Here is a 23,602-nt window from a genome sequence, read left to right on the forward strand (position 1 = left end):
ATTGATCCTAAAAGATTCAATTCAAAAAGAATAAAAGCCTGTTTAGTGCTGGCGTAAAAATCTTAAAGTCCTTTTGTTTTAAAGTAATTAAAGGCCATGCGCAGGCTATCCAGGCGTTCAGGTTCCATGTTTCTTACCGGGATGTTTAATACAGTGGTCATGGAGTCAACATCTCCTTTGCGGTCGTTATAGGTTTGCACAATAATATCGTCGGCCATTGTTTTTAATTCAAGGGTGCCAACATTGGTGTTGCCTATATAATCCATATCATTAAAATTATGGAGGTTAAAGGAGAAGTATTCCTGTTTGCCTTTGGCATAAGTTTTACGCAGGCGGATAAAAGAATCGCCGGTGACCAAAAAATCCCACTTTTTAAGCTTGGTATCGGCCGATGGGTCGTAGGCTTGAGAGAGGCAATGGTTGGTCCATATCAGCCAGTCCTGGCTGTTCATGCTATATTTAAAACTGTAGTTAAGCGTTAGGGCAATCATTATCGCCACAGCAAACAACAGGTTTTTAATTCCGGGCACAACTGATCTAAACATGACAACAAAATTAAACCCGAAGTTAATAAAATGCATAGCTTTGTATATGCATTTTTCAGAAAATTCACGGGTTTGGGTATATCAGTCGGATAGAGAACTTACCGGAAGCGAAGTACAGCAGATCCAAAACCAGCTCGATAGCTTTACAACTGGCTGGACAGCCCATAATAACCAGCTAAAGGCTAAAGCCGAAGTGAGGTATAACCGTTTTTTGATACTGATAGTTGACGAGAATCAGGCAGGGGCAAGCGGCTGCTCAATTGATAAGTCGGTTAACTTTATGAAACAGATAGAGGCGCAGTATAATATCAACCTGCTCGATCGTTTTAACCTGGCCTACCGCGAAGGGGAGAAGGTGCTATCGGCTCCGCGCAGCGAGTTTGAAGCCTTGTTAAAGCAGGGCAGTATTAACACAAATACCATTGTGTTTAATAACATGGTACAAAACCTAACCGAACTGCAAAACAAGTGGGAAGTGCCTTTTAAGGATAGCTGGCATATCCAGCTGTTTGGTAATCTGGTTTCGTAAGCAGCATTATTATCGGCTCATTTTAAATTTGAAAAATTTATCTGATATTTAGGTAGGCATAGCGTGGCTTTGCCTGCCTGTGGTTAAACCAAATATCAAACAGATGGAACAATATGATAGCCGGGTAGATGCTTATATCGAGAAGTCTGCCGAATTTGCAAAGCCTGTGTTGCAATATATTAGGCAGGTGGTACATGAAGCTTCGCCTTTAATTTCAGAAACCATTAAATGGGGGTTTCCCTTTTTCGAATACAAGGGCACTATTTGCCAGATGGCCGCATTTAAGGAGCATTGTGCCTTTGGTTTCTGGAAGGCATCTTTATTGAACGATCCTGAAAAGGTTTTAAAAATTGGCGATCAAACCGCCGGAAGCTTTAGTAAAATCACCCGCATTGAAGACCTGCCTTCAAAAAACATCCTGACTGATTTTATATTGCAGGCTATTGCTATGAACAGCGAAAAGAGTGTAAAGGCCCCTGTAAAAAAAGTAAAGGAACCTTTAGAAAAGGCATCGCTGGCTATTCCTGATTATTTTATTGACTTTTTGGTTGATCATCCAAAAGCTATGGAGGTGTTTGAAAAATTCAGCTACTCCCATAAAAAAGAGTATGTAGTATGGATTACCGAAGCTAAGACCGACGCCACACGCTTAAAACGCATGGAAACCGCCGTAGAATGGATGACGGAGGGGAAGTCAAGACATTGGAAGTATCAAACAAAATAAAGCTGTAAAGTGCATTTATAAGTTAAAACTCCAAAGGCCCCAGCCTTCGCATATTTTTCATAATCAGGTATTGCCTGTGCTTTAAATAACGCGTAGGGTTGGTTGCCGACCATTTAAGCGGACTTGGGAATATCACCGCAATTGCAGCTGCTTCGTGATTGGTAAGCTCGGATGCAGGCTTATGGAAATAAGCTTGTGATGCTGCTTCGGCCCCGTAAATGCCGTCGCCCATTTCAATTACATTAAGGTAAACCTCCATAATGCGTTTTTTACTCCAAAAGATCTCCATCAGCATGGTAAAATAAGCTTCAAAGCCTTTGCGCACAAAGGAACGCCCTGGCCATAAAAAAACGTTTTTAGCTGTTTGTTGTGATATGGTACTGCCGCCAATTAGTTTTTTACTGTTGGCGTTTTTCTTTATCGCTTTTTCAATAGCCCTGAAATCAAACCCGTGGTTCTCTAAAAAACTCTGGTCTTCGGCCGCTACTGCTGCGCGTTTCATGGAGGGGGCAATCTCGTCAAAGCTTTTCCATTGCTTATCTATTTTCCAGGGTTTGCCATCTGCCTTTTGTTCAAAGCCGCGTTCAATCATCAGCAGGGTAAACGGCGGGTTAACAAAGCGGAATAATACGACTAAAAAGATGCTGGCTATAAAAAAAACAATAACTACTAACTTAATTACCCTTAAAATAAGCCGGATGAGGCCGCCTCTAAACATGCTTTTTGATTTGCCGGGAGTTGCTTTATTATTCCCGATTGTTTTTTTATTGCTGATGGTTTTCACTAATAATAAGGGCTTTGTGGTTGAAGGTTAACATCAACGCATAATAACGTAAAAAAGGTGTTCTGCAATTGCAAAACACCTTTAAATATAGTGCTAATTCTGAAAACCGGGACAACCGCTATCAGAAATTAATTACTCAGCTACAACTGAAAAAGGTACCTGAACTTTTACTTCTTTGTGCAGGTTTACATTTGCAATGTAATCGCCTACAAATTTAGGCTCCTGATCAAAAGTAATACGACGGCGATCTACTTCAAAGCCTTCTTTCTTCAATGCATCAGCAACCTGTATTGTGTTGATAGCACCAAATATTTTACCGCTTTCGCCAGCTTTAGCGCCGATAGTAAGTTTAACACCTTCTAAACGTGCTGCAATAGCATCAGCATCCTTGCGGATTTTTTCTTGTTTAAACTGAGCCTGTTTAAGGTTTTCAGCTAAAACTTTACGAGCAGATACGGTAGCCTGTATAGCATAACCCTTAGGGATAAGGAAGTTACGGCCATAACCAGGTTTTACTTTTACTACATCGTCTTTATCACCTAAGTGCTTAACGTCTTGTTTTAAAATAAGTTCCATTTCTTTTACCTCCTGATTATTTTAATGAGTCTGTAACATAAGGTAATAAACCGATGTGACGTGCACGCTTAACAGCCTGGGCCACTTTACGCTGAAACTTTAATGAAGTACCAGTTAAACGGCGGGGTAATACTTTACCCTGATCGTTAACAAACTTTAATAAAAAGTTAGCGTCTTTGTAATCGATATACTTAATTCCGTTCTTTTTGAAACGGCAGTATTTTTTACGTGTATCCTCCACCTTAGGAGCGGTAACGTATTTAATTTGTTCGTTAGCCATTAGTTTGCTGCCTCCTCTGCTTTAGCGGGTTTTTTGTTGAAAGCACCGCTGCGTTTTTTGTCATTGTAAGCTATGGCATGTTTGTCCAAAGCAATGGTTAGGAAACGTAAAACACGCTCATCACGCCTTAATTCAATTTCCAGTTTATTAATTAAATCACCCGGAGCCTTAAATTCGGTTAAGTGATAGTATCCTGTAGTTTTCTTTTGGATAGGATACGCTAATTTTCTCAAACCCCAATTATCCTCCTGGACAATTTCGGCTCCGTTATCAGTAAGAACTTTGCTGTATTTGGCAATAGCCTCTGCAGCAACTTCAACTGACAACAACGGGGTTAGAACGATCACAATTTCGTACTGTTGCATTGTTATACTTTGATTTTTAATAAATTACCCGCTATTACGGGGCTGCAAATGTAGTAAGAATTTTAGATTTATCAAATAGATAATATTGTATATTTAACGCCATTAATGCATTTATTACTAATCTTATAACACGCCTAAATGAAAATCACGGTTTTATCACTCTTTTGTTTCTTTTTAACACAGTTAGCATTTGCACAAACTACCACACCAGGCCCTGCCGAAATAAAAATTACAGATAGCATTTGCAATTGTATCAGCAGGGTTGATATGTCTAAGATCCAAAATAAAAAAGAGGCTTACGCCGTGTTTACCGATTGCTTTACACAGCATTCGGCCTTATTGATAGAGGTAGCCGAAGAACGAAAGATCTCCATTAGCGATGATGCGGAGATGAATAAATTAGGTACAGAGATTGGTACCAACCTGCTAAAGCAAAATTGTTCTGCAGCTTTAAAATTAGGGATGAAAATGTCAGACGATAAAAGTGGTGAAGCAACTGAAAGCAGTACCCAGGGTGTTGTTAAGCGTATTGATCTTAAAGGGTTTAATTATATTGTAATAACAGAAAACGGGGCCGAAAAATCATTTTTATGGTTAAGGCAGTTTACAGGCTCAGAAGAATGGATGAACGGTACTGCTAAACTCATCGGTAAAAAGGTGAAAATAACCTGGCAGGAAATTGAAGTTTATCTGCCGCAGGCAAAAGGTTATTATAAGGTAAAGGAAATAACCGCCATAACTATACTATAGCATACACTCAATAATGTTTATGGTAGCCCATGCCAAATACAAGCCCCATAGCCAGGTAACTGCGTTGCGATACGTTGCCTGCCAGCTTTAAGCCAATGCTGCCACCAAAAGCGGTTGGTTTGCCAACCGGTATAATATCATAAATTCGGATCCGTTGCCGCGTAGGTTTAAACAGCAGGAAGTTGGCTTCAAACGGGATACCTGCGTAGCGGCTTTCGGTGCTATGGCTTTGGTTATGATCATCTTTATAATTGATGATCCTGTTATTGGTGGAGATCCCTGCCGAAAAGCTAAAGGAGTGCCCACCGTTAATAAGCCTCAACCCATACATTAGTGCATATTCATCAAGGCTGCCATTGTTTCTGATCCCGGGCAAAAACACCACCGGTGCAAGTGGTAATACCGTAATGCTCAAATCCTGCAGCCTTATATAACGTAATGTAAACAAGCCTTTATTGAGCTGGTAATTTAACCCGAGCCCAAATTGAAACCCTTGTACACCAGCAAGGCCCGCTCCAATACTGGTTTCGGCATAAATAATAGGATTAGTAGTAATGGGTTTAGTTTTCTTTAACGTATCCTGGGCAAATGTATTTGCGAGGTAAAAAAACAAAAGTCCCGGCAAAAGGATCAAAAATTTCATGAAAAGGACTTAGATTTATTGGCTTGCTATAAAGATATAAATATTACTATCATTGCCTTCATAAATTAGCATGCTTTAAAGGCAATTTAATTCGAACATACTATGTTGCTATCAGATATTGAACTACCAAACACAAATGTTATCTATCCGGAAAAAACTGCAATTGTAGCGCTATCGCCCGATGGCGACGACGACGATGACGAACAGGATGATGACTGGACAGATATTGACGATGAGGATTTTGAGGATATGGCTGCCGATATGGACGATGTTCACGAAATGAAGATAGAGAACAACATCCTGGATGAGGACGATGACGACCACCTGCCCGATGATGATTTTTAGCCCTCGTTATAATTAAATAAAGCTATTTTAACTAAGCCATAATGTTATTACCTTAGTAGCTGTGGATAATTTTATTGTTTCGGCACGCAAATACCGCCCTGCTACTTTTGAAAGTGTTGTAGGTCAGCAGCATATAACTAATACGTTAAAAAACGCTATTAAGAATAATCAGCTGGCGCAGGCATTTTTATTCTGCGGGCCGCGTGGTGTGGGTAAAACTACCTGTGCGCGTATCCTTGCCAAAACCATTAATTGCGAAAATTTACAGCCTAATGGCGAAGCCTGTGGTGTTTGTAACTCCTGCCTGTCGTTCCAAAACGGAAACTCTTTTAACGTTCACGAACTTGATGCAGCCTCCAATAATTCGGTTGACGATATCCGCAGCCTTATTGAGCAGGTGCGCATACCGCCACAAGCCGTAAGGTATAAGATCTATATTATTGATGAGGTGCACATGCTATCGCAGGCGGCTTTTAACGCTTTCCTGAAAACGCTGGAAGAACCGCCTCATTATGCCATTTTTATATTAGCCACTACCGAAAAGCATAAGATACTGCCAACCATACTTTCCCGTTGCCAGATTTTTGATTTTAACCGAATCAGGGTTGATGATATGGCTGCGCACCTGGCCTCTATCGCACAAAAGGAAAACATCAGCTATGAAACCGATGGCTTGCACATTATTGCCCAAAAGGCTGATGGCGGCTTGCGCGATGCTTTATCGATGTTTGATCAGATTGTTAGCTTTTCGGGCAGTAATGTAACTTACCGTGCTGTAATTGATAACCTGAACATACTTGATTACGATTACTATTTTAATATTACCGACCGGCTGTTAAACGGCGACAATGCCAAAACCCTGCTGCTGTTTGATGAAATATTGAACCGTGGGTTTGATGGCGCGCATTTTATATCAGGCCTGTCTGAACATTTTCGTAACCTGCTGGTAGGTAAGGATCAGGCAACTTTAAAATTGCTCGAGGTTAGTGAGGGTATAAAAAGTAAATATTTGCAGCAATCGCAGGCGGCAACGGTTTCGTTCCTGTTGTCATCCATGAATATTGCTAATATTTGTGATCTTAATTACAAGCTGAGCAAAAATCAGCGCTTGCAGGTTGAGCTGGCTTTACTCAAAATGTGTAACCTGCTATCGGTCTTTAACCTGGCCGCTACGCCGCTTACCGCAATGCCATCAACAGATGAGCAATTAAAAAAAAAACCTGATTCCGCAGCAATAACGCCCCTAGCAGACAATAAACCGGCGCCCGAAGTATCAATTGTAAGTGAGAATCCTGTTAATTATCAGGTAAATAAGCCACAGCCTGTTGTACCGGCTCCGCCGCCTCCTGTACCCGCGGTAAAGCAGGAAGCACCCGCCGAAAGGCCGAAAATATCGATGCCTAATTTAAATGGGGCATCAGCATCTGTAAAAATCCCTTCATTAAAGGATATGGGCAAAACCCAGGAAGCCTTGCTGGAAGAGGAAGATCCTTACATAAAGGGAGATGCCCGCGATAGCTATACACCCGACCAGTTTTTTAAATGCTGGAGCGATTTTGCTGCCCGCATGAAAACCGAAGGCAAAAAGAATTTACTGACCATCTTTATATCTAATCCGCCTAAATTAGTGGGGCCCGATAGCTACGAGGTTATTGTGGAGAATAAGGTACAGGAAAATTTGTTCCGCGATGAAAGGCCCAATATGCTTAACTTTTTGCGTACTGCCTTACGCAACTTTAATATAGAAATAAGCGTACGTGTTGATGAAAAAGCCGTGGTGAAAAAGCCTTATACCGCATCAGAAAAATTTCAGCACATGGCCGCAAAAAACCCTGCCCTTGCCGAATTAAGAACCAAGTTTAACCTTGATTTTGATTAGGCGGCAAGCCATCAAATTAAACAAACTGGTTTAAAACCAGTACCCCTGCTAAGCCAATAACCGATACCAGCGATTCCATAACTGACCATGAACGGAAAGTATCCTTTATGGATAAATTAAAATACTCCTTAAACAGCCAGAAGCCGGAATCATTAACGTGCGAAAATGCAAGGCTGCCCGCACCTATTGAAAGTACCATTAAGTTAGGGTTAACATGCCCGCTCAATACCAGGGGCGCAACTATCCCCGCTGCGGTAAGCCCTGCCACAGTAGCCGAGCCAAGGCTAACCCTGATGATGGCAGCAATCAGCCAGCCTAATATCAGCGGTTGTAAGTTGAGGCTTTGCTGTAAAGCACTGGCAATTTGTCCGCTTACGCCACTAACGGTCAGTACCTCTTTAAATGCGCCAGAACCACCTATAATTAACAGGATCAAGGCAATGTCTTTAATCGCATCGCTATAGCTAACAGCTAATTTACCCAGGGTATTACCCTGTTTTATACCTAAAGCATAAGTGCCCCAAATAAGGGCTATCAGCATAACAATGGGTGGATCACCAATAAAGGCGGCAAGTTTTAATATGTGTGCATTGTGGATGTGCAGGTAAGGGAATGCTGCGGTTATCATCAACAGCAAAACAGGTAACAGCGCGGCAAAAAAACTGTTAAACGCCCCCGGAAGCTTATCCTGCGGAATTTCTTCGGCCCTGAAAGTCGCCAATGGCTCTGATGGTATCTTTTTCAGGGTAGATGCAAAAACCGGTCCGGCCAAAATAATGGCAGGTACGGCAATTATAAACCCATAAATAAAAGTGGTAGGCATACTTGCATGAAACATGGTGATCAGCGCAGTAGGTGATGGATGCGGCGGTAAAAAACCATGCGTTACCGATAAGGAGGCCAGCATAGGCAAACCAATATAAACCGCTGGTAGTTTATATTTATAAACTACCGAAAATATAAGCGGAACCATCAGCACAAAGCCAATGCCGTAAAACAAAGGGATGCCTATGATAAAGCCTGCTGCCACTAATGCCCATTGTATATATTTTTCGCCGAAGGCTTTTACCAGCATTTCGGCAATTTTTTGGGCCGCGCCGCTAACTGCAACCAATTTGCCTAACATGGCACCCAATACTATGATAATAACTAACTGCCCCAATATATCGCCTATGCCTTTTTGTACGGCTGCGGTTACCTTATTTATGGGGATACCTAAAAACAAACCTGCTGCAATAGATACGATAAGAAATGCAAGGAAAGGATTCACCTTAGCCCAGCTAACTAACAGCACGAGCAGGATAATGCAAAATAGGATGGTTAATAAGGCCATTATGAATTAATTGGTTTATGGTTAGCAAATAGGTGAATACAATTGCTAAAACCTGATTGACTAAAGTAACAACAATAATCGGTTTTGAAATTCAACGCGTAAAAAATCTTCTTATTTTTATCTTAAAAAACAGTTGTGAAACTTACCAATTAATTAAAATTTCAGGGTAACTGAGAGGAAGATCGGAATGTGTAAATAATATAACAAATAAGAAATATGGATAAACAGGGCAACTCCGTATGATTATGGTAAATTTGCCCACATCATTGATCCCGGAGGCAAGGGTATTGAACTTAGGATGAAATGATGATCACAATAAATAAGGTGTACATAACAAAGTATAATTGCCTGTTGCCATCCACAAAAAAATAATGACTAAACAACGATACTTTTTTCTTGTACTGATATTAGGGGGGCTTACCGCCTTAGGGCCATTTTCTATTGATATGTATTTGCCCGGTTTTCCGGCAATTGCAAAATCATTGCATACTACAACCGCGCAGGTATCCTTATCCCTATCCGGCTTTTTTATAGGCATTTCTGTAGGGCAACTTTTATATGGCCCGCTTTTAGATAGGTTTGGCCGTAAAAATCCCCTTTATGTGGGCCTGGTGCTTTATATTATGGCATCATTAGGTTGTTTTTTTGTTACCTCGATAGAGCAGCTGATCGTTTTGCGTTTTATCCAGGCGGTGGGCAGCTGTGCTGCGGCCGTGGCCTCAATGGCTATGGTACGTGACCTGTTCCCGGTTAAGGATAATGCCAAGGTTTTTGCCATGCTTATACTCATTTTGGGGGTATCACCAATGCTGGCTCCAACGGTTGGTGGGTACGTAACCGCTTTTATTGGCTGGCAGGCTATATTTGTTATACTGGCTACCATAGCTACAATTATACTGGTAGTAGTTATCTTCTTTTTACCCGAAAGCTATCAGCCCGATCCTACTTACTCCTTAAAACCTAAGCCTATACTTAACAGCTTTTGGTCGGTATTGAAGCATCCGCAGTTTTACACGTATGCCGTTTGCGGGGCCATAGGTTTTTCGGGCCTGTTTGCTTACCTGGCAGCATCGCCATTTGTTTTTATGGATGTATATGGGGTAAGCACTAAAGTTTATGGCTGGATTTTCGCTCTTTTATCAGTCGGCTTTATTGGCTCAAGCCAGCTTAACGGCTTGCTCAATAAAAAGTTTAAAAGCGAGCAGATAGTTAATGTATCCCTGCTCTGTATGGTAGTTGTTGCCATAATCTTTCTGGTAGGTTCTATAAACGGCTGGTTCGGCCTGGTTGGAACCATTGCCATGTTGTTTGCTTTTTTATGCTGTGTAGGTATTATTTATCCAAATACCTCGGCACTTTCATTAGCCCCGTTTGCCAAAAATGCTGGCACAGCTGCGGCATTGTTAGGCGCAATCCAAATGGCTGTAGGTACGTTTATATCTATCGAGGTGAGTTTGTTTAAAAGCCGCAGTGCCATACCTATGGCAGGTTTAATGGCAGCAACAGCTATAATTGCTTTAGTTATCCTGTTAATCGGTAAAAGAACAATAGTTACAGAAGTTGAAGTGCCTGCCGGCGATGATGCAAGTGTTTTAATGCATTAATTACCTATTGCTTTAGCGCGGTAACCTTTGATCCTTCTTCGCCTTTTGTTTCAAAAATAATCTCTGTGCCGGTTAATTCAGATACCCAAAATGGAAATGCCCTTGTAGTACCATCCGGCAGATCTTCTGTGATCTGAATGTTCATGCCATTTACAGCGAATTTTCCATGCGATAATACTTTACCACCCCAGTTTATTAAATATTGATTGCTTTTTAAAAACTCGATAGATGGTGTCTGGCTTTGCAGTTCTGCACTGCTTAAACTATCCGGCGGGTTAGCGCTGGGGTGCTCAACCTTTATATATTTCCATTTACCATACAGAACAGCTGTTTTAATGGCCGATTTACATGAGGCTAAAAGTAAAAGCAATACAGGTAACAGGGAGATGCAGGTTTTTTTCATGGGATTATAATTAAACAAAATTAGCTTATTAAGGATAATCATTTTAGGCGGTTCAATAAAAATGAACGATTTTTATTGGAATATGCTCCACTTTGAAAATTCTTTATAAATTTAACAATTGTTATTTTAACACTTATTAATTAAACATGATCTTCAAAAAACACATCAGCTTAATCCTTGTTTTTGCAGGATTAAATTTTGCAGCTTCTGCGCAAAATACGGCAAGCTTATCTGTCAGCAATGATTCAAAGCTTGTTATCAGTAAATACATTTATGGCCAGTTTGCCGAACATTTGGGGCATGGTGTATATGGTGGTTTTTGGGTTGATAAATCATTGCCTGTTGCAAAACAGGACAGGATAAGGTTAGATGTAGTAAATGCACTGAAAAAAATTAAGATTCCAAGTTTGCGCTGGCCGGGTGGCTGCTTTGCTGATGAATACCACTGGCGCGACGGGATTGGCCCGCGTGAGCAAAGACCTAAAATGGTAAATACCAATTGGGGTGGCACAACAGAGGATAATAGCTTTGGCACGCACGAGTTTTTAGAGCTTTGCAGCCTTTTGGGCTGTGAGCCTTATATGGCGGCCAATGTTGGCAGCGGCACTGTTGAAGAAATGTCAAAATGGATTGAATACGTAAACTCAAACAGTACAAGCACCGTTGCCGAAATGCGCAGAAAAAACGGGCATCCTGATCCCTACAAAGTTACTTTTTGGGGTATAGGTAATGAAAGCTGGGGCTGCGGTGGTAACATGACACCGGAGTACTATGCCGATATGTACAAAAGGTACGCATCCTTCGCTAAAAACTACCCTGGTGCGCCGCTTAAAAAAATTGCCAGCGGGCCTAATGTTGATGATTACAACTGGACAGAAGTGATCATGAAAAACATACCTGATTGGTTTATGTGGGGTATCTCGTTACATTACTATACCGTGCCAACCGGTAACTGGGGGCATAAAGGCTCGGCAACAGCTTTTAACGAAAGCGAGTACTTTGAAACAATGGTTAAATGCCTTAAAATGGAAGAACTGGTTACCAAGCATGCTGCCATTATGGATAAATACGATCCGGAAAAGCATGTGGCTTTGGTAGTTGATGAGTGGGGGATATGGACAGATGTTGAACCAGGTACCAACCCGGGCTTTTTATACCAGCAAAACAGCCTGCGCGATGCTTTGATAGCTGCAACCAACCTTAATATTTTCAATAACCATTGTGATAGGGTTAGGGGAGCTGCATTGGCACAAACTATCAACGTATTGCAATCGCTTATCCTTACCGATAAAGAAAAAATGCTGCTTACGCCAACCTACCATATATTTGATATGTACAAAGTGCACCAGGATGCTAAATTCCTGCCGCTACAATTGATCTCACCAGATTATGTGGTTGATGGTAAGAGGATAAAAGCAATAAATGCATCTGCTTCGCAGGATGCTGCGGGCAAGGTGCATATCTCATTGGTAAATCTTGATCTTCATAATGATATTACCATCAGCACAAGCCTGGGTGCTATTAAATGGAAAACAGTAAGCGGGCAGATCCTTACATCAGCAAACATCACTGATATAAATACTTTTCAGCAGCCAGACAAATTACGCCTTGCTGATTTTAAAGGTGCTAAAAAAGATGGTGATAACTTAGTGGTTGTGCTGCCAGCAAAATCGGCAGTAACATTAGAGTTAGAATAATATATAGATATAATAAAGTACAGGTAGCGGTGCAAGTAATTGTACCGCTATTTTTTTGCTTTTCTCATCTTCTCTTCCGCTTGTTTCACTTCGTCTTTCTCGCTTAGCGGTATATCTGTTTTAATTTCAGCCGGCTTATTTAAGTGTTCGCTTTTAGGTTTTGATGCGGCTGAGCCTTCTTTTACCTTTTTATCAGTCGTTAAGTTTTTCATGGCGATGAGGGGTTTATTATTAAGCTAACCTGTCTGCCTGAAAAAAAGTTTAAAATGTTTACTATTATTTATGCGTGCTTATTAAATACTGCCTATAAAGATTATATTTAGATACTAAATTTTATCATAATTTTTGTAACAACACCTAAGCCTTGTTATCTAATAATTACTATACAGCCAAGGTACTACGGATTAAAGCTGTAAGTTCTCGTAAAGGCCCGCACCTTCAGGGCTCCGGAATTAATTTTCTAAATTTTCAATCTAAAAAAAAAATGAATAACTTAATTATTTCACTATGGTGGGTATTGCCCGTTGTAGTTGTTTTGGTGATGTACAAATTTGTGCTGCGCGTTTTCTTTGGTATGGTTATCGTACCCGACGACCGTATTGGCCTTGTGGTGAAAAAGTATGCTCTTTCGGGAGCAAAAAGATTGCCCGACGGGCGCATCATAGCCATAAATGGCGAAGCTGGTATGCAGGCCAAAGCGCTTGCCCCGGGTTTATACTGGCGCATGTGGCCATGGCAATATACCATTGCCATGGAGGCTTTTACCATTATTGAACAAGGTAAACTTGGGCTGGTAAAAGCAAAAGATGGGTCGCCAATGGATACGGGCCGTGTGTTGGGTAAACCGGTTAACTGCGATAAGTTTCAGGATGCGATAGCATTTTTGGATAACAAGGGTCAAAAAGGCCCGCAGGCTGCATTTTTAACGCCGGGTAGTTACCGTATCAATACTTTCCTGTTCGAGATTGTGATGGTACCTATTACCCAGATTCATGAGAATAAAGTGGGGATTATTACCACCCTTGATGGTGAGCCGCTTGAAAAAGGCGAGATAGCAGGTGTATCAGTTGCCGGCCATAAAAACTACCAGGATCCAATGGCATTTATTAATGCCGGCGGTATGAAAGGTTTGCAGGAAGATGTGATACTTGCCGGTACCTATTACCTTAACCCCTGGTTTGTACTTGTTGAGCAGGTTGATATGGTTTATATCCCCATTGGTTATGTAGGTGTGGTAAACTCCTTTGTTGGGCCCGAAGGTAAGGATACCAGCGGCGATAGCTTTAAACATGGTAACATTGTAAAGCGCAACGAAAAAGGGGTATGGGATCAGCCGCTTGACCCAGGTAAGCACCCGGTAAATATTTATACCCATGCGGTTGAGGTTGTACCAACAACCAATATTGTACTAAACTGGGCCGATAGCCGTACCGAGGCGCATGAGCTGGATAAAAACCTGTGTACCATAACTGTACGTTCATCAGATGGTTTTACCTTTAACCTGGATGTGTCACAGATCATCCACATACCCAGAAACGAAGCACCAAAAGTGATTGCCCGTTTTGGTAATATGAAAAACCTGGTATCGCAGGTATTGGAGCCAACCATTGCCAACTACTTCCGTAACTCGGCACAAAAAAGTGATGTGATTGAGTTTTTGGCCAACCGTATCCAAAGGCAGGATGATGCAAAAATGCACATCAGCAAGGTACTGCACGATTATAATGTAGTTGGTGTGGATACACTTATAGGCGATATTGTGCCGCCTGCCGCACTGATGAAAACGCTGACAGACCGTAAAATAGCTGAGCAGGAAAAGATCACTTACGAGATACAGCGTAATGCGCAGGTTGAGCGTAAGGAGTTTGAAAGTGCTAAAGCCGGTGCCGATATGCAGCCCGAGGTGGTAAAATCAACCCGCCAGGTGGAGATCAATACCCAAATGGCAGCTTCAAAAGTAGCTGCATCAAGGGGTGAGGCCGAAGCCAAAACCATTAATGCCAAGGCTGATGCCGAGGTTAGGATAACCATTGCTAAAGCTGATGCCGAATCAAAAACGGTAAATGCCAAAGCCGATGCAAATGCCACCGAAGTAAATGGTAGTGCTGAAGCATCCAAGATAAAGGCCATAGGTTTAGCCGAAGCTGAGGTTACCAAACAAAAAACGGAAGCTATGGGTACCGAGCAATATGCTATTGTTCGTGTAGCCGAAGCACTGGCCAGCAATGGTATTAAATTAGTGCCCGAAATATTGGTAAACGGCAAAGATGGCGGTGGTAACGGAATGATAGATGCGCTTATTGGCACTGAGATGCTTAAAAAGCTGCAAAAAGCTAATGAGGAAGCAACCTCAAAGCCCGATACTGCCAATAAAACAGTACCTAACAAAGAATAAACCGGAACATTCATTTGTTTGAATGGCGTGCCACACTCGGTGCGCCATTTTTGTTTAACCCCTATTTACCGGGGCTAAATGTTAAAAAATGTTATTTCTGCAAACATTGAACGGGCTTAAATTATCTTTACTTATCCGGAACTTGTCATAAACGCTGTATCTTACAGATACAGGAGTGTAACTATACATTTTAACATATATTTATCAGTGCTTAAATACTTACTCTTAATATCCTGCTGCTTTTTTAGTGTTATTGCGGTACGCGGACAATCAGTTTTTAGTGGCCGTGTATTAGAAGATAAAACCCGGATCACGCTTCATGGCGTTCGGGTCGAAAACCTAAGCAATAAATTGGTTGCGCTAACGGATAAAGACGGGAGTTTTAGTATAGGCGCCAAAGCAGGCGATCTGATCGTTTTTAAATTCTTTTCTTACCAGCCTGATACCTTATTACTAACTGATCTGCATGATAAAGAGGTTTTCATGGTATCGCAGGCAACTATGCTGAAACAGGTAACCATTACCGATACCAGCGGCCGTGCCTTTGCCAACAAAAATGCCGTTCAAAAGTACGACCCGGAATTTCATAACCAAACCGTAGTTTATCAAAGAGACGAGAAGGGAAACTATAAAGGTGGAATAGCGCTACGGCTGCATTACTGGAAAAAGGATGAGCATAAAAAGCAAAAGCAGGCACAAACGGAAAAAGACCAGGCAATGAGCGAACATATCAGCACTGTTTTTACGGCAGAGGCTATTGCCCAGTATGTGCCTTTAAAAGGGAAGGATATGGATAACTTTATCCTGTTATACATTCCAGATGTTAAAACTTATACCAGTAAAAGCTTTAACCTTTTATCCTACCTTAATGCCTGTTATAAAGAATGGCTTACACTAACACCCGAGCAACAAAAAGCCGGGCATCTGTTTGAAAAGGAGTAGTTTATAACTATCTGCCTAAAAAACTATTTAGCCTTCTTTAAACTATCCGCCTTAGCCTTCTCTTTTTTCTTGAAGAAACCACGAAGCAAAAAGTTGTGCTGTGCAGCATCCAATGTTTCGTTTAGTTTAACCGAGCTCTGTTGCAGGTTATTTAAGGCAGATTGTACCTGTACGGCACCCTTCGGATCATTTAATAAAACACCTATTGCGTTATCGGTAGTATTTAACTTGTTGCTGGCTTTGTTCAAATTCTCAGTTAATACATTGGCATTGGCTGCTGCCTGCTGCAATTGTGTAGCCGATGCTTTGATGCGGTTAAAGGTTACCGTATCGGTTAGTATTTTATCAGCAAAACCACCTTTGGTGTTCATTTTGGTGCTGAAGGTATTTAATTGTACCGCTAAAAGGGCAGCGCTATTAGTTGCAGCCTGTAAATTACTCATTGATTTACGCAACTGTTCGCCCATTAAGCTGTCGGCTAATAAGGTGCCAACGGTTCCTTTGCCTTGCAGTATTTTATGGCTCAATAATTTAAAATCAGTAGTGATCGATAATAAGTTCTTGTTATTTTCCTGTAAGGTTTTCAGCATATCATCGGTTGATACTAATTTTTCGGCCTGTAAAATATCGCCGTCCTGAACCTCAGGCGCCTGTGGGCTGCCACCGTCAATTACAATGATCTTGTTACCTATCAACCCGTCCGAACTGATACGCACACCTGCATTGCGGTGTATGTATTGCTGGGTGGCCTGGTCAACCTTCATCCTAACATCAACCTGTGAGGTACCCACAAAGCGGATGCTCAGGATATTACCCACCTTAACGCCCGAAAACCAAACGTCGTTACCTTTCTTTAGCCCGGCAACATCATCAAAAACAGCGCTGATGTGTATGCTTTTGGCAAAGCTTTTTTGTTGCCCACCCAGGGTAAATACCCCAAGGATAAAAATAAGCAGTCCGAGTGCTAAAAATACACCAACTGTTATTGCTTTTTTATTTTCTGTAGTAGCCATAGTGCTATATGTTCTATTGTATAAAGTTGTAGTCAAAAAATGGTTTTACCCTTGCATCTGTTGTATCAAATACCTCGTCAAAAGTTCCAACGCGCTGAAATTGGCCGTCAAGCAGCATGGCTATACGGTCGCCGGTTTCTTTGGCGCAGGTTAAATCGTGCGTTATAATAATTGATGAGGTGTTATATTCTTGCTGAACCTGGTTAATCAGGTCGTTGATCTCAATACAGGTAATAGGGTCAAGGCCGGCTGTAGGCTCATCATACAGCATAATTTCAGGGTTTAAAATCAACGTGCGCGCTATGCCTATCCTTTTGCGCTGCCCACCCGAAAGCTCTGCCGGCATCTGGTTTATAGTTTGTGATAAACCCACAGAAGCCAATACAGATTCCACCGCCTTATCAATCTCTGCCCGGGTAATCCCTTTGCGGTTACGCACCAGCGGAAACTCAAGGTTTTTACGTACGGTCATACTATCGTACAGCGCACTGTTCTGGAAAGAAAACCCTATCCTGATACGTAGTTCCTGTAATTCTTTATCTGTAATGTTGGTTACTTCCTGCCCTAATACTTCAATAGTACCCGTATCCGGTTTTAACAAACCCGAGATCAGTTTGATCAATACCGATTTACCTGTACCTGAACGGCCCAGTACCACTAAGTTTTCGCCCTGGTAAAGGTCAAGGTCAATGCCGCGCAATACCGAATAATCTTCAAAAGCTTTGGCAACCCCCCTTATCTTGATAACCGGGTTATTATAATCTATATGTGCTTTTTCTTTTTCCATAATTGTTTTCCCTTACCGGAAATTGCTGGTTATCTGCACAATAATAATTTCTTCAATAAACACTAAAAACATGGCCGTTACCACTGCGCCGTTTGCCGCCTTGCCAACACCTTCGGTACCTTTGGTTGAGTTATAGCCCTGATAGCAACCCACAATACCAATGGTAAAGCCAAACACAATTGATTTGATCAGCGAAGCCACAAAATCAATATAAGTAAGCGGTTGAAAAACCTGCTGCATATAAGTGGTATAGCTGGTACCCTCGTTTTGTGCCACGTTCAAGTATCCGCCTAACAGGCCAATAAAACCAGTGTAGGTAGCTAAAATAGGAATGGTTAACGTAGTAGCAATTACACGTGTACAAACCAAAAATTTAAAGGGTTTGGTTCCCGATACTTCCATGGCATCAATTTGCTCGGTAACGCGCATAGAGCCAAGCTCGGCACCTATGCTTGAACCAACCTTGCCCGATGCGATAAGCGCGGTTACCAATGGTGCCAATGCCCGCATAATAGCAATAGAAACCAATGAAGGCAGCCACGAGGTTGCACCGAACTCTAAAAGTGAAGGGCGCGACTGCTTGGTGAATATTAGCCCTACTATAAAACCGGTAACGGTTATCAGGGTAAATGATCGTACACCTACCTCATAACATTGCTTAATTATCTCCTTAAATTCAAAAGGGGGCACAAAAGCTTCACGGAAAAATCTGAGTATAAAAAGGTGAATATTATATACGCTGGTAAAAAAGTCGGCCAGTTGCTGGCCAAATTTTGATCTGGATTTTTGTTTAGGCGGTGATGTACTGCTTACTGGGTCCATTAATAGTGATGAATATTAATATAAAACATAACGATGGTAACTACAAACAACTTAATCACTTGTTTGAAAATGCCCGTTATATTGTACTGAATTTTTTAAAAAAAATACTGCAAACTTTTTAAACTGTTTTATAACTATCAAAAAACACGTTGCAAAATGTAATAAAAGTATTATGCCGGTGAAATTTGTTTTGTTGAATTATATGTAATTTAGACAAGTTTGTGATAAACAAGGGTTAATTTTAAATTAAGAAATGTAAAAATAATATTATCTCTTACTTCTTAATTGCAGTTACTTTTGATGAACGATCAACTATAAACAAATAATTCATTAATAACACTTTAACAACAATAGCTATATAGCTCATTGCGTTATTTGCAAATGCCCCAGGTATTAAATTAACGCTTGCGGCTATATTAATGCTGTTAGTTAAATGCCGGTCAATAATTAATGCACCAAATATTTGCTGGTGCAAACGTAAGTTTATTGATCCAAATAAAATGATATGCGCCTGAAAATTACATCTATTAAATGTAAAATTTTGCTGTTGAGCCTGTTGCTGATACTATCGGGAGGGGTTTTACGTGCGCAAAACAATCAATTTCAATTCTCGCACCTTGATATTAATAACGGCTTATCACATAATGATGTAACCAGCATATTAAAAGATAACAAAGGATTTATGTGGTTTGGTACACTATCGGGCCTAAACAGGTACGATGGGTATAAATTTAAAGTGTTTAAACACTCCACCAGTGATAGCACCAGCCTTGATGACGATTATATAGTAAGTATCACCACCGGTCCCAATAATAAACTTTGGGTTGAAACGCGAAATGGCTTTAATATTTACGACCCGGCTACGGAGAAATTTACCCATGATATTAAAGGATACCTGCAATCCATCGCTATCCCCGATTTTCGTATCGTATCATTAAAGCAGGATGCCTCGGGTAATTTCTGGTTCCTGCATTTAACACAAGGTATTTATAAATATAATTCCCAAACAAAAATAACAACGCATATCATGCATTCGGCTACGGATGCATCGTCCATCAGTTCCGATTCGGTGTCTGACCTGGCACATGATTCAAAGGGGAATTTATGGCTGGTTTATCGAAGCGGTACGCTGGAAAGAATGGATGCCAAAACCAACCGTGTTACTTACCGCTCGCGGATGTTTAATAAAACGCCTGCGGGGTTAAATACATCGTACAAAATATATATTGATAAACAGGACGATATCTGGGCATTTGTGCCGACCTATTCGGCAGGTGTTTATTATGTAAATGTTGAAAAAGGAATTTTCAGGCATATTGATAAGGGGAACGATCAGTACCATTTAAATACCGACGTAGTATCGAGCGTGATACAGGATGATAAGGGCAGGATCTGGATTGCTACCGATCATGGCGGGGTGAATTTATTGAACAAGCAGGACCTTAAAATTCAATACCTGCTAAACCGCGAGGACGATAGCAAAACCATTGGCCAAAACAGCATTACGCTAATGTATAAGGACAATACCGGTATTATATGGATAGGTACCTATAAAAAGGGCGTTGGTTATTACCATGAGAGTATTATCAAGTTTCCGCTTTTTACCCATCATTTGTCTGATCCGCTTTCGAACCCTAAAAGTTTAAGCTTTAGTGATATTAACAGCTTTGCCGAAGATAAAACGGGCAATATTTGGATAGGCACTAACGGTGGCGGCCTTATTTATTATGACCGTAGCAAGGGTACATTTAAAAATTACCTGCACAATGCCGGCAATACAAACAGCCTTACCAATAATGTAATTGTGTGCATGTATATTGATCATGCACAAAAACTATGGATAGGCACTTATTTTGGTGGATTGGATTGTTTTGATGGTACCACCTTTAAACACTATAAGCACAATGAAGCCTTACCCGGAAGCATATCCGACGACCGCATCTGCGCCATTACCGAAAATAGCCGTCATCAGTTATTAGTAGGTACATTATCGGCCGGGTTTAATGTTTTTGATGATAAAACACAAACCTTTGCACATTACACCTATAACTCGCGCGAGAATGCCATACACTCCAGTTATATAAGTAAAATGCTCGAAGACAGGCATCAAAACCTATGGGTAGTAACCGCTTACGGGGTTGATGTTTTGATGAAAAAAACGGGGCAGTTTGTGCACTATGTGCATGATGAAAAGAATAAGAACAGTCTGATCAATAACAATACAAACAATATTTTAGAGGATAGCGAAGGCCTGATATGGATAAGCACCCGCGAGGGAATCAGTATTTTTGATGGTAAAACACAAAAATTCACCAATATAACCCGCTTGGATGGCCTGCCCGATAATACGGTTATTGACATGCAGCAGTACGACAAAAACAATATATGGGTAAGTACCACCAACGGCTTATCAAACATCATTGTTGACCGCTCATTAAATCAGCTTAAGTTTCATTTTGTGAACTATAACGAAACCGAGGGCTTACAGGGTCGGGAGTTTACGGAAAACTCATCATTTAAAACCAGGGAGGGTGAACTTTTATTTGGTGGCGGTAATGGCTTTAATATTTTTAAACCTTCAAATATTCTCATTAATAAAAATAGTCCGAACCTTGTATTTACTGATCTGCAGGTGTTTAACCAAAGCCTTAACGTTGGCGAAAAGGTGAACGGCAGGGTAATACTGTCCGAATCAATAACCGGGCTTAAAACACTGGATTTGAAATATAACGACAATGTGTTTGCCATTGAATTTGCTGCGCTTAATTACTTTAATCCTGATAAGGTGAAGTACCAGTACCGGATGGATGGTTTTGATAACGACTGGATAAACGCCGATAATAAAATAAGGAAGGCAACCTATACCAACTTAGATGCCGGTGATTATACTTTCAGGGTGCGGGCAACCAATAATGATAAATGGAACGATAAAGAACTAACCCTTAATATCAGGATACTACCACCCTTTTGGAAAACTACCTGGGCCTACATATTGTATGCTTTAGTATTTGCAGCCTCGCTGTTTTATTTACGCCGAAGGGGAATTGAAAAACTACGCTCACAATTCTCTATCGAAAAGGAGCGCGAAGAGGCACAGCGCATGCACGAGCTTGATTTAATGAAGATCAAGTTCTTTACCAATGTGAGCCACGAGTTCAGGACGCCTTTGTCGCTGATTATGGCTCCGGTTGATAAGATCCTTAAACAGATCAGCGAGCCCGAGATACAGCGCCAGCTTTTGCTGGTAAACAGGAATGCCAAGCGCTTGCTTAACCTGGTAAATCAACTGCTTGATTTCAGGAAGATGGAATACCAGGAATTAAAACTGCATGAGCGCAACGGGGATATTGTTGGTTTTATAAAAGATCTGTCGTACGCCTTTACTGATGTTGCCGATCAAAAGAACATTCAGTTTGTGTTTGATACGGAGATAGCGTCATTTTATACCAGCTTTGATCACGATAAAATAGAAAGGATTTTATTTAACCTGTTATCAAACGCCTATAAATTTACCCACGAGGGCGGGCAGGTAAGTGTTTTACTTAACCTGATAGATAAAAAAGAAAACAGCGGACAGCATTTAGAGATAAGAGTTATAGATACAGGCATAGGCATAGCCAATGATAAATTAGACCGGATCTTTGACCCGTTTTTTCAAAATGATATTCCGGGATCAATGCTTAATCAGGGCAGCGGGATAGGTTTATCAATAACTAAGGAGTTTGTTAAGCTGCATCATGGGGAAATTTTTGTTGAAAGCGAATTTAACCAAGGCAGCTGTTTTACCGTTTTACTGCCGGTTAGGGAGCTGGATAAAAATTTATTTACAGATACCCCAATGCTTTTAGAACATTCAGAAGCATTTTTACCGGAAGCGACTTCGCAAAAAAACGGGGTTCATAAAGATAACCGGGATGGGAAAAAGCCTACTGTTTTATTAGTTGAGGATAATGAGGACTTCAGGTTTTACATTAAAGACAATTTAAAGTCGGCATTTAATATTATTGAAGCCGAGAACGGTAAAAAGGGATGGCAAAAAACGCTGGCACAGCACCCTAACCTAATTGTGAGTGATATAAGCATGCCCGAAATGACCGGCATTGATCTTTGTATGAAAATAAGGAATGATAAGCGCACCTCGCATATCCCGGTTATATTGCTTACTGCTTTAATGGGTGAGGATCAGCAGCTTAAAGGGCTTGAAATAGGGGCCACTGATTACATGACCAAGCCGTTTAACTTTGAGATACTGCAATCAAAGATCAAGAATATATTGAGCCAGCAGGAGTATATGCGTAAAACCTACCAAAAGCAGGTTGATGTAAGCCCTACCGAAATGCAGGTAGATTCGCCCGATGAACTGTTTATAAAAAAGGTGCTTTTACTGATAGATAATAATATCTCAAATCCCAATTTTTCGGTAGAGGAACTAAGCAGCGATGTTTTTGTAAGCCGTTATACACTCTATAAAAAGATCCTGGCTATGACGGGTAAAACACCGAATGAGTTGGTGCGCTCCATGCGCCTTAAGCGTGCTGCGCAGTTGCTGGAAACAGGCCATCTAACCATTTCGCAGATATGCCACAAAGTAGGTTTCAAGAGCCAGAAATACTTTGTTAAAACCTTTAAATCCGAATACAATACCATCCCTTCAAAGTATTTGGAAAGCATGGGCGAGGAAATAGAAGAATAGCAAGCTATCCTGTTAACCGAAAATCAACCCATCGTAACATCCCCCTAAATATAATATTCCGTGACTATTAAATCAGAGGCAGGCCTGCACCATAGCATCTGTGTCTTATAACCGTATTTTCTTGTCAGGCTAATTAACTGCTCCAGTACTAACAGGAATATACCCTACATCTTGTATTAAGTAAATATTGCCACAAGCTACCCCGCATTTGTAGTACTATATTCGCACTTTAAAAAGTATTTATAAGGTTGATAGGGACTCATTTGTCAATATTTTGCTGTATTAAAGTGCTTTTTTTAATAATATTTTTATTTAATTATATGATAATCAGTATTTTAAATCAGGTTGACATTTGTGCCCCCATTTATCCACAACGAGGGATTAATTCCCATATAATTTTACCATCAGTATAATGAATATTCAGCAGCTGAACATATATCAGCGCGCTGAAAATTAAACCTAAGTAATTCGTTTACAAATTTTAGTGGAAGAT

Annotated in this window: 22 protein-coding genes; 10 read left to right on the plus strand and 12 right to left on the minus strand. The window is 40.8% G+C overall.

All coding sequences use genetic code 11. The annotated features are described in order from the left end of the window. Positions 1-62 precede the first annotated feature (62 nt). A complete protein-coding gene (locus tag ACQY4U_RS15710) occupies positions 63-545 on the minus strand; it encodes a hypothetical protein (protein WP_428330392.1) in 483 nt (160 codons plus the stop codon). Between ACQY4U_RS15710 and ACQY4U_RS15715 the strand changes: the two genes are divergently transcribed. Next, entirely contained in the window at positions 544-1,074 is a 531-nt protein-coding gene (locus tag ACQY4U_RS15715) for an ABC transporter ATPase (protein ID WP_428330393.1), read from the plus strand. The genes ACQY4U_RS15710 and ACQY4U_RS15715 overlap by 2 nt on opposite strands. Before the next feature lie 103 nt (positions 1,075-1,177). Further along, positions 1,178-1,798 carry a YdeI/OmpD-associated family protein gene (locus ACQY4U_RS15720; protein ID WP_428330394.1) on the plus strand — a complete coding sequence of 207 codons (621 nt, stop codon included), beginning with the start codon at positions 1,178-1,180 and terminating at the stop codon, positions 1,796-1,798. Between the two features lie 22 nt (positions 1,799-1,820). Here ACQY4U_RS15720 and mtgA read toward each other — a convergent pair whose 3' ends face one another. From mtgA to rpsF, 4 genes are all read right to left on the minus strand, one after another. Continuing rightward, on the minus strand, positions 1,821-2,582 hold the full coding sequence (gene mtgA, locus ACQY4U_RS15725; protein ID WP_428330395.1) for a monofunctional biosynthetic peptidoglycan transglycosylase: 762 nt from the start codon (positions 2,580-2,582) through the stop codon (positions 1,821-1,823). Positions 2,583-2,714: 132 nt separating this feature from the next. Next, complete coding sequence (gene rplI, locus ACQY4U_RS15730; protein ID WP_428330396.1) at positions 2,715-3,158, minus strand: 50S ribosomal protein L9; 444 nt, start codon at positions 3,156-3,158, stop codon at positions 2,715-2,717. A gap of 16 nt (positions 3,159-3,174) precedes the next feature. Next, positions 3,175-3,438: a 30S ribosomal protein S18 gene (rpsR, locus tag ACQY4U_RS15735; RefSeq protein ID WP_295672178.1), complete on the minus strand. Its 264-nt coding sequence runs from the start codon at positions 3,436-3,438 to the stop codon at positions 3,175-3,177. Next, entirely contained in the window at positions 3,438-3,803 is a 366-nt protein-coding gene (rpsF, locus tag ACQY4U_RS15740; RefSeq protein ID WP_428330397.1) for a 30S ribosomal protein S6, read from the minus strand. The genes rpsR and rpsF overlap by 1 nt, the downstream gene beginning before the upstream one ends. Positions 3,804-3,941: 138 nt before the next feature. Here rpsF and ACQY4U_RS15745 point away from each other — a divergent pair, with 138 nt between their 5' ends. Continuing rightward, positions 3,942-4,553, plus strand: coding sequence for a hypothetical protein (locus tag ACQY4U_RS15745; protein ID WP_428330398.1), 612 nt, complete (start codon positions 3,942-3,944; stop codon positions 4,551-4,553). Positions 4,554-4,560: 7 nt separating this feature from the next. Here ACQY4U_RS15745 and ACQY4U_RS15750 read toward each other — a convergent pair whose 3' ends face one another. Continuing rightward, the gene (locus ACQY4U_RS15750) at positions 4,561-5,196 is read right to left on the minus strand and encodes a hypothetical protein (protein WP_428330399.1); all 636 of its coding nucleotides are present in this window, start codon (positions 5,194-5,196) and stop codon (positions 4,561-4,563) included. A 102-nt stretch (positions 5,197-5,298) separates the two neighbouring features. Here ACQY4U_RS15750 and ACQY4U_RS15755 point away from each other — a divergent pair, with 102 nt between their 5' ends. Together ACQY4U_RS15755 and ACQY4U_RS15760 are read left to right on the plus strand one after the other, a co-directional pair. Next, entirely contained in the window at positions 5,299-5,541 is a 243-nt protein-coding gene (locus ACQY4U_RS15755) for a hypothetical protein (RefSeq protein ID WP_428330400.1), read from the plus strand. Positions 5,542-5,602: 61 nt separating this feature from the next. After that, entirely contained in the window at positions 5,603-7,420 is a 1,818-nt protein-coding gene (locus tag ACQY4U_RS15760) for a DNA polymerase III subunit gamma/tau (RefSeq protein WP_428330401.1), read from the plus strand. A gap of 16 nt (positions 7,421-7,436) precedes the next feature. On the opposite strand, the gene ACQY4U_RS15765 is transcribed toward ACQY4U_RS15760, so the two are convergent. After that, the gene (locus tag ACQY4U_RS15765) at positions 7,437-8,753 is read right to left on the minus strand and encodes a gluconate:H+ symporter (RefSeq protein ID WP_428330402.1); all 1,317 of its coding nucleotides are present in this window, start codon (positions 8,751-8,753) and stop codon (positions 7,437-7,439) included. Positions 8,754-9,124: 371 nt separating this feature from the next. On the opposite strand from ACQY4U_RS15765, the gene ACQY4U_RS15770 reads away from it, so the two are divergent. Next, positions 9,125-10,357 (plus strand): multidrug effflux MFS transporter, encoded by a 1,233-nt coding sequence (locus tag ACQY4U_RS15770; protein WP_428330403.1) that lies wholly within the window; start codon positions 9,125-9,127, stop codon positions 10,355-10,357. 4 nt (positions 10,358-10,361) lie between these two features. On the opposite strand, the gene ACQY4U_RS15775 is transcribed toward ACQY4U_RS15770, so the two are convergent. Next, the gene (locus ACQY4U_RS15775; RefSeq protein WP_428330404.1) at positions 10,362-10,760 is read right to left on the minus strand and encodes a hypothetical protein; all 399 of its coding nucleotides are present in this window, start codon (positions 10,758-10,760) and stop codon (positions 10,362-10,364) included. Between the two features lie 146 nt (positions 10,761-10,906). Between ACQY4U_RS15775 and ACQY4U_RS15780 the strand changes: the two genes are divergently transcribed. Further along, positions 10,907-12,457 carry an alpha-N-arabinofuranosidase gene (locus ACQY4U_RS15780; RefSeq protein ID WP_428330405.1) on the plus strand — a complete coding sequence of 517 codons (1,551 nt, stop codon included), beginning with the start codon at positions 10,907-10,909 and terminating at the stop codon, positions 12,455-12,457. A 47-nt stretch (positions 12,458-12,504) separates the two neighbouring features. Here the strand turns inward: ACQY4U_RS15780 and ACQY4U_RS15785 are convergent, their stop codons facing one another. Continuing rightward, complete coding sequence (locus ACQY4U_RS15785; protein ID WP_428330406.1) at positions 12,505-12,669, minus strand: hypothetical protein; 165 nt, start codon at positions 12,667-12,669, stop codon at positions 12,505-12,507. A gap of 272 nt (positions 12,670-12,941) precedes the next feature. Here ACQY4U_RS15785 and ACQY4U_RS15790 point away from each other — a divergent pair, with 272 nt between their 5' ends. Together ACQY4U_RS15790 and ACQY4U_RS15795 are read left to right on the plus strand one after the other, a co-directional pair. Then, positions 12,942-14,852, plus strand: coding sequence for an SPFH domain-containing protein (locus ACQY4U_RS15790; RefSeq protein WP_428330407.1), 1,911 nt, complete (start codon positions 12,942-12,944; stop codon positions 14,850-14,852). A gap of 207 nt (positions 14,853-15,059) precedes the next feature. Then, the gene (locus ACQY4U_RS15795) at positions 15,060-15,794 is read left to right on the plus strand and encodes a hypothetical protein (RefSeq protein ID WP_428330408.1); all 735 of its coding nucleotides are present in this window, start codon (positions 15,060-15,062) and stop codon (positions 15,792-15,794) included. 23 nt (positions 15,795-15,817) lie between these two features. On the opposite strand, the gene ACQY4U_RS15800 is transcribed toward ACQY4U_RS15795, so the two are convergent. The 3 genes from ACQY4U_RS15800 to ACQY4U_RS15810 are packed head-to-tail and all read right to left on the minus strand — an operon-like array spanning position 15,818 to position 18,416. Then, entirely contained in the window at positions 15,818-16,807 is a 990-nt protein-coding gene (locus tag ACQY4U_RS15800; protein ID WP_428330409.1) for an MlaD family protein, read from the minus strand. A 13-nt stretch (positions 16,808-16,820) separates the two neighbouring features. Further along, positions 16,821-17,594 carry an ABC transporter ATP-binding protein gene (locus tag ACQY4U_RS15805; protein WP_428330410.1) on the minus strand — a complete coding sequence of 258 codons (774 nt, stop codon included), beginning with the start codon at positions 17,592-17,594 and terminating at the stop codon, positions 16,821-16,823. 12 nt (positions 17,595-17,606) lie between these two features. Further along, positions 17,607-18,416 carry an MlaE family ABC transporter permease gene (locus ACQY4U_RS15810; RefSeq protein ID WP_428330411.1) on the minus strand — a complete coding sequence of 270 codons (810 nt, stop codon included), beginning with the start codon at positions 18,414-18,416 and terminating at the stop codon, positions 17,607-17,609. 505 nt (positions 18,417-18,921) lie between these two features. On the opposite strand from ACQY4U_RS15810, the gene ACQY4U_RS15815 reads away from it, so the two are divergent. After that, positions 18,922-23,109 carry a two-component regulator propeller domain-containing protein gene (locus ACQY4U_RS15815; protein ID WP_428330412.1) on the plus strand — a complete coding sequence of 1,396 codons (4,188 nt, stop codon included), beginning with the start codon at positions 18,922-18,924 and terminating at the stop codon, positions 23,107-23,109. The last annotated feature ends 493 nt before the right edge of the window (positions 23,110-23,602 follow it).

The organism is Mucilaginibacter sp. (genome assembly GCF_965277465.1).
Classification (GTDB): Bacteria; Bacteroidota; Bacteroidia; order Sphingobacteriales; family Sphingobacteriaceae; genus Mucilaginibacter.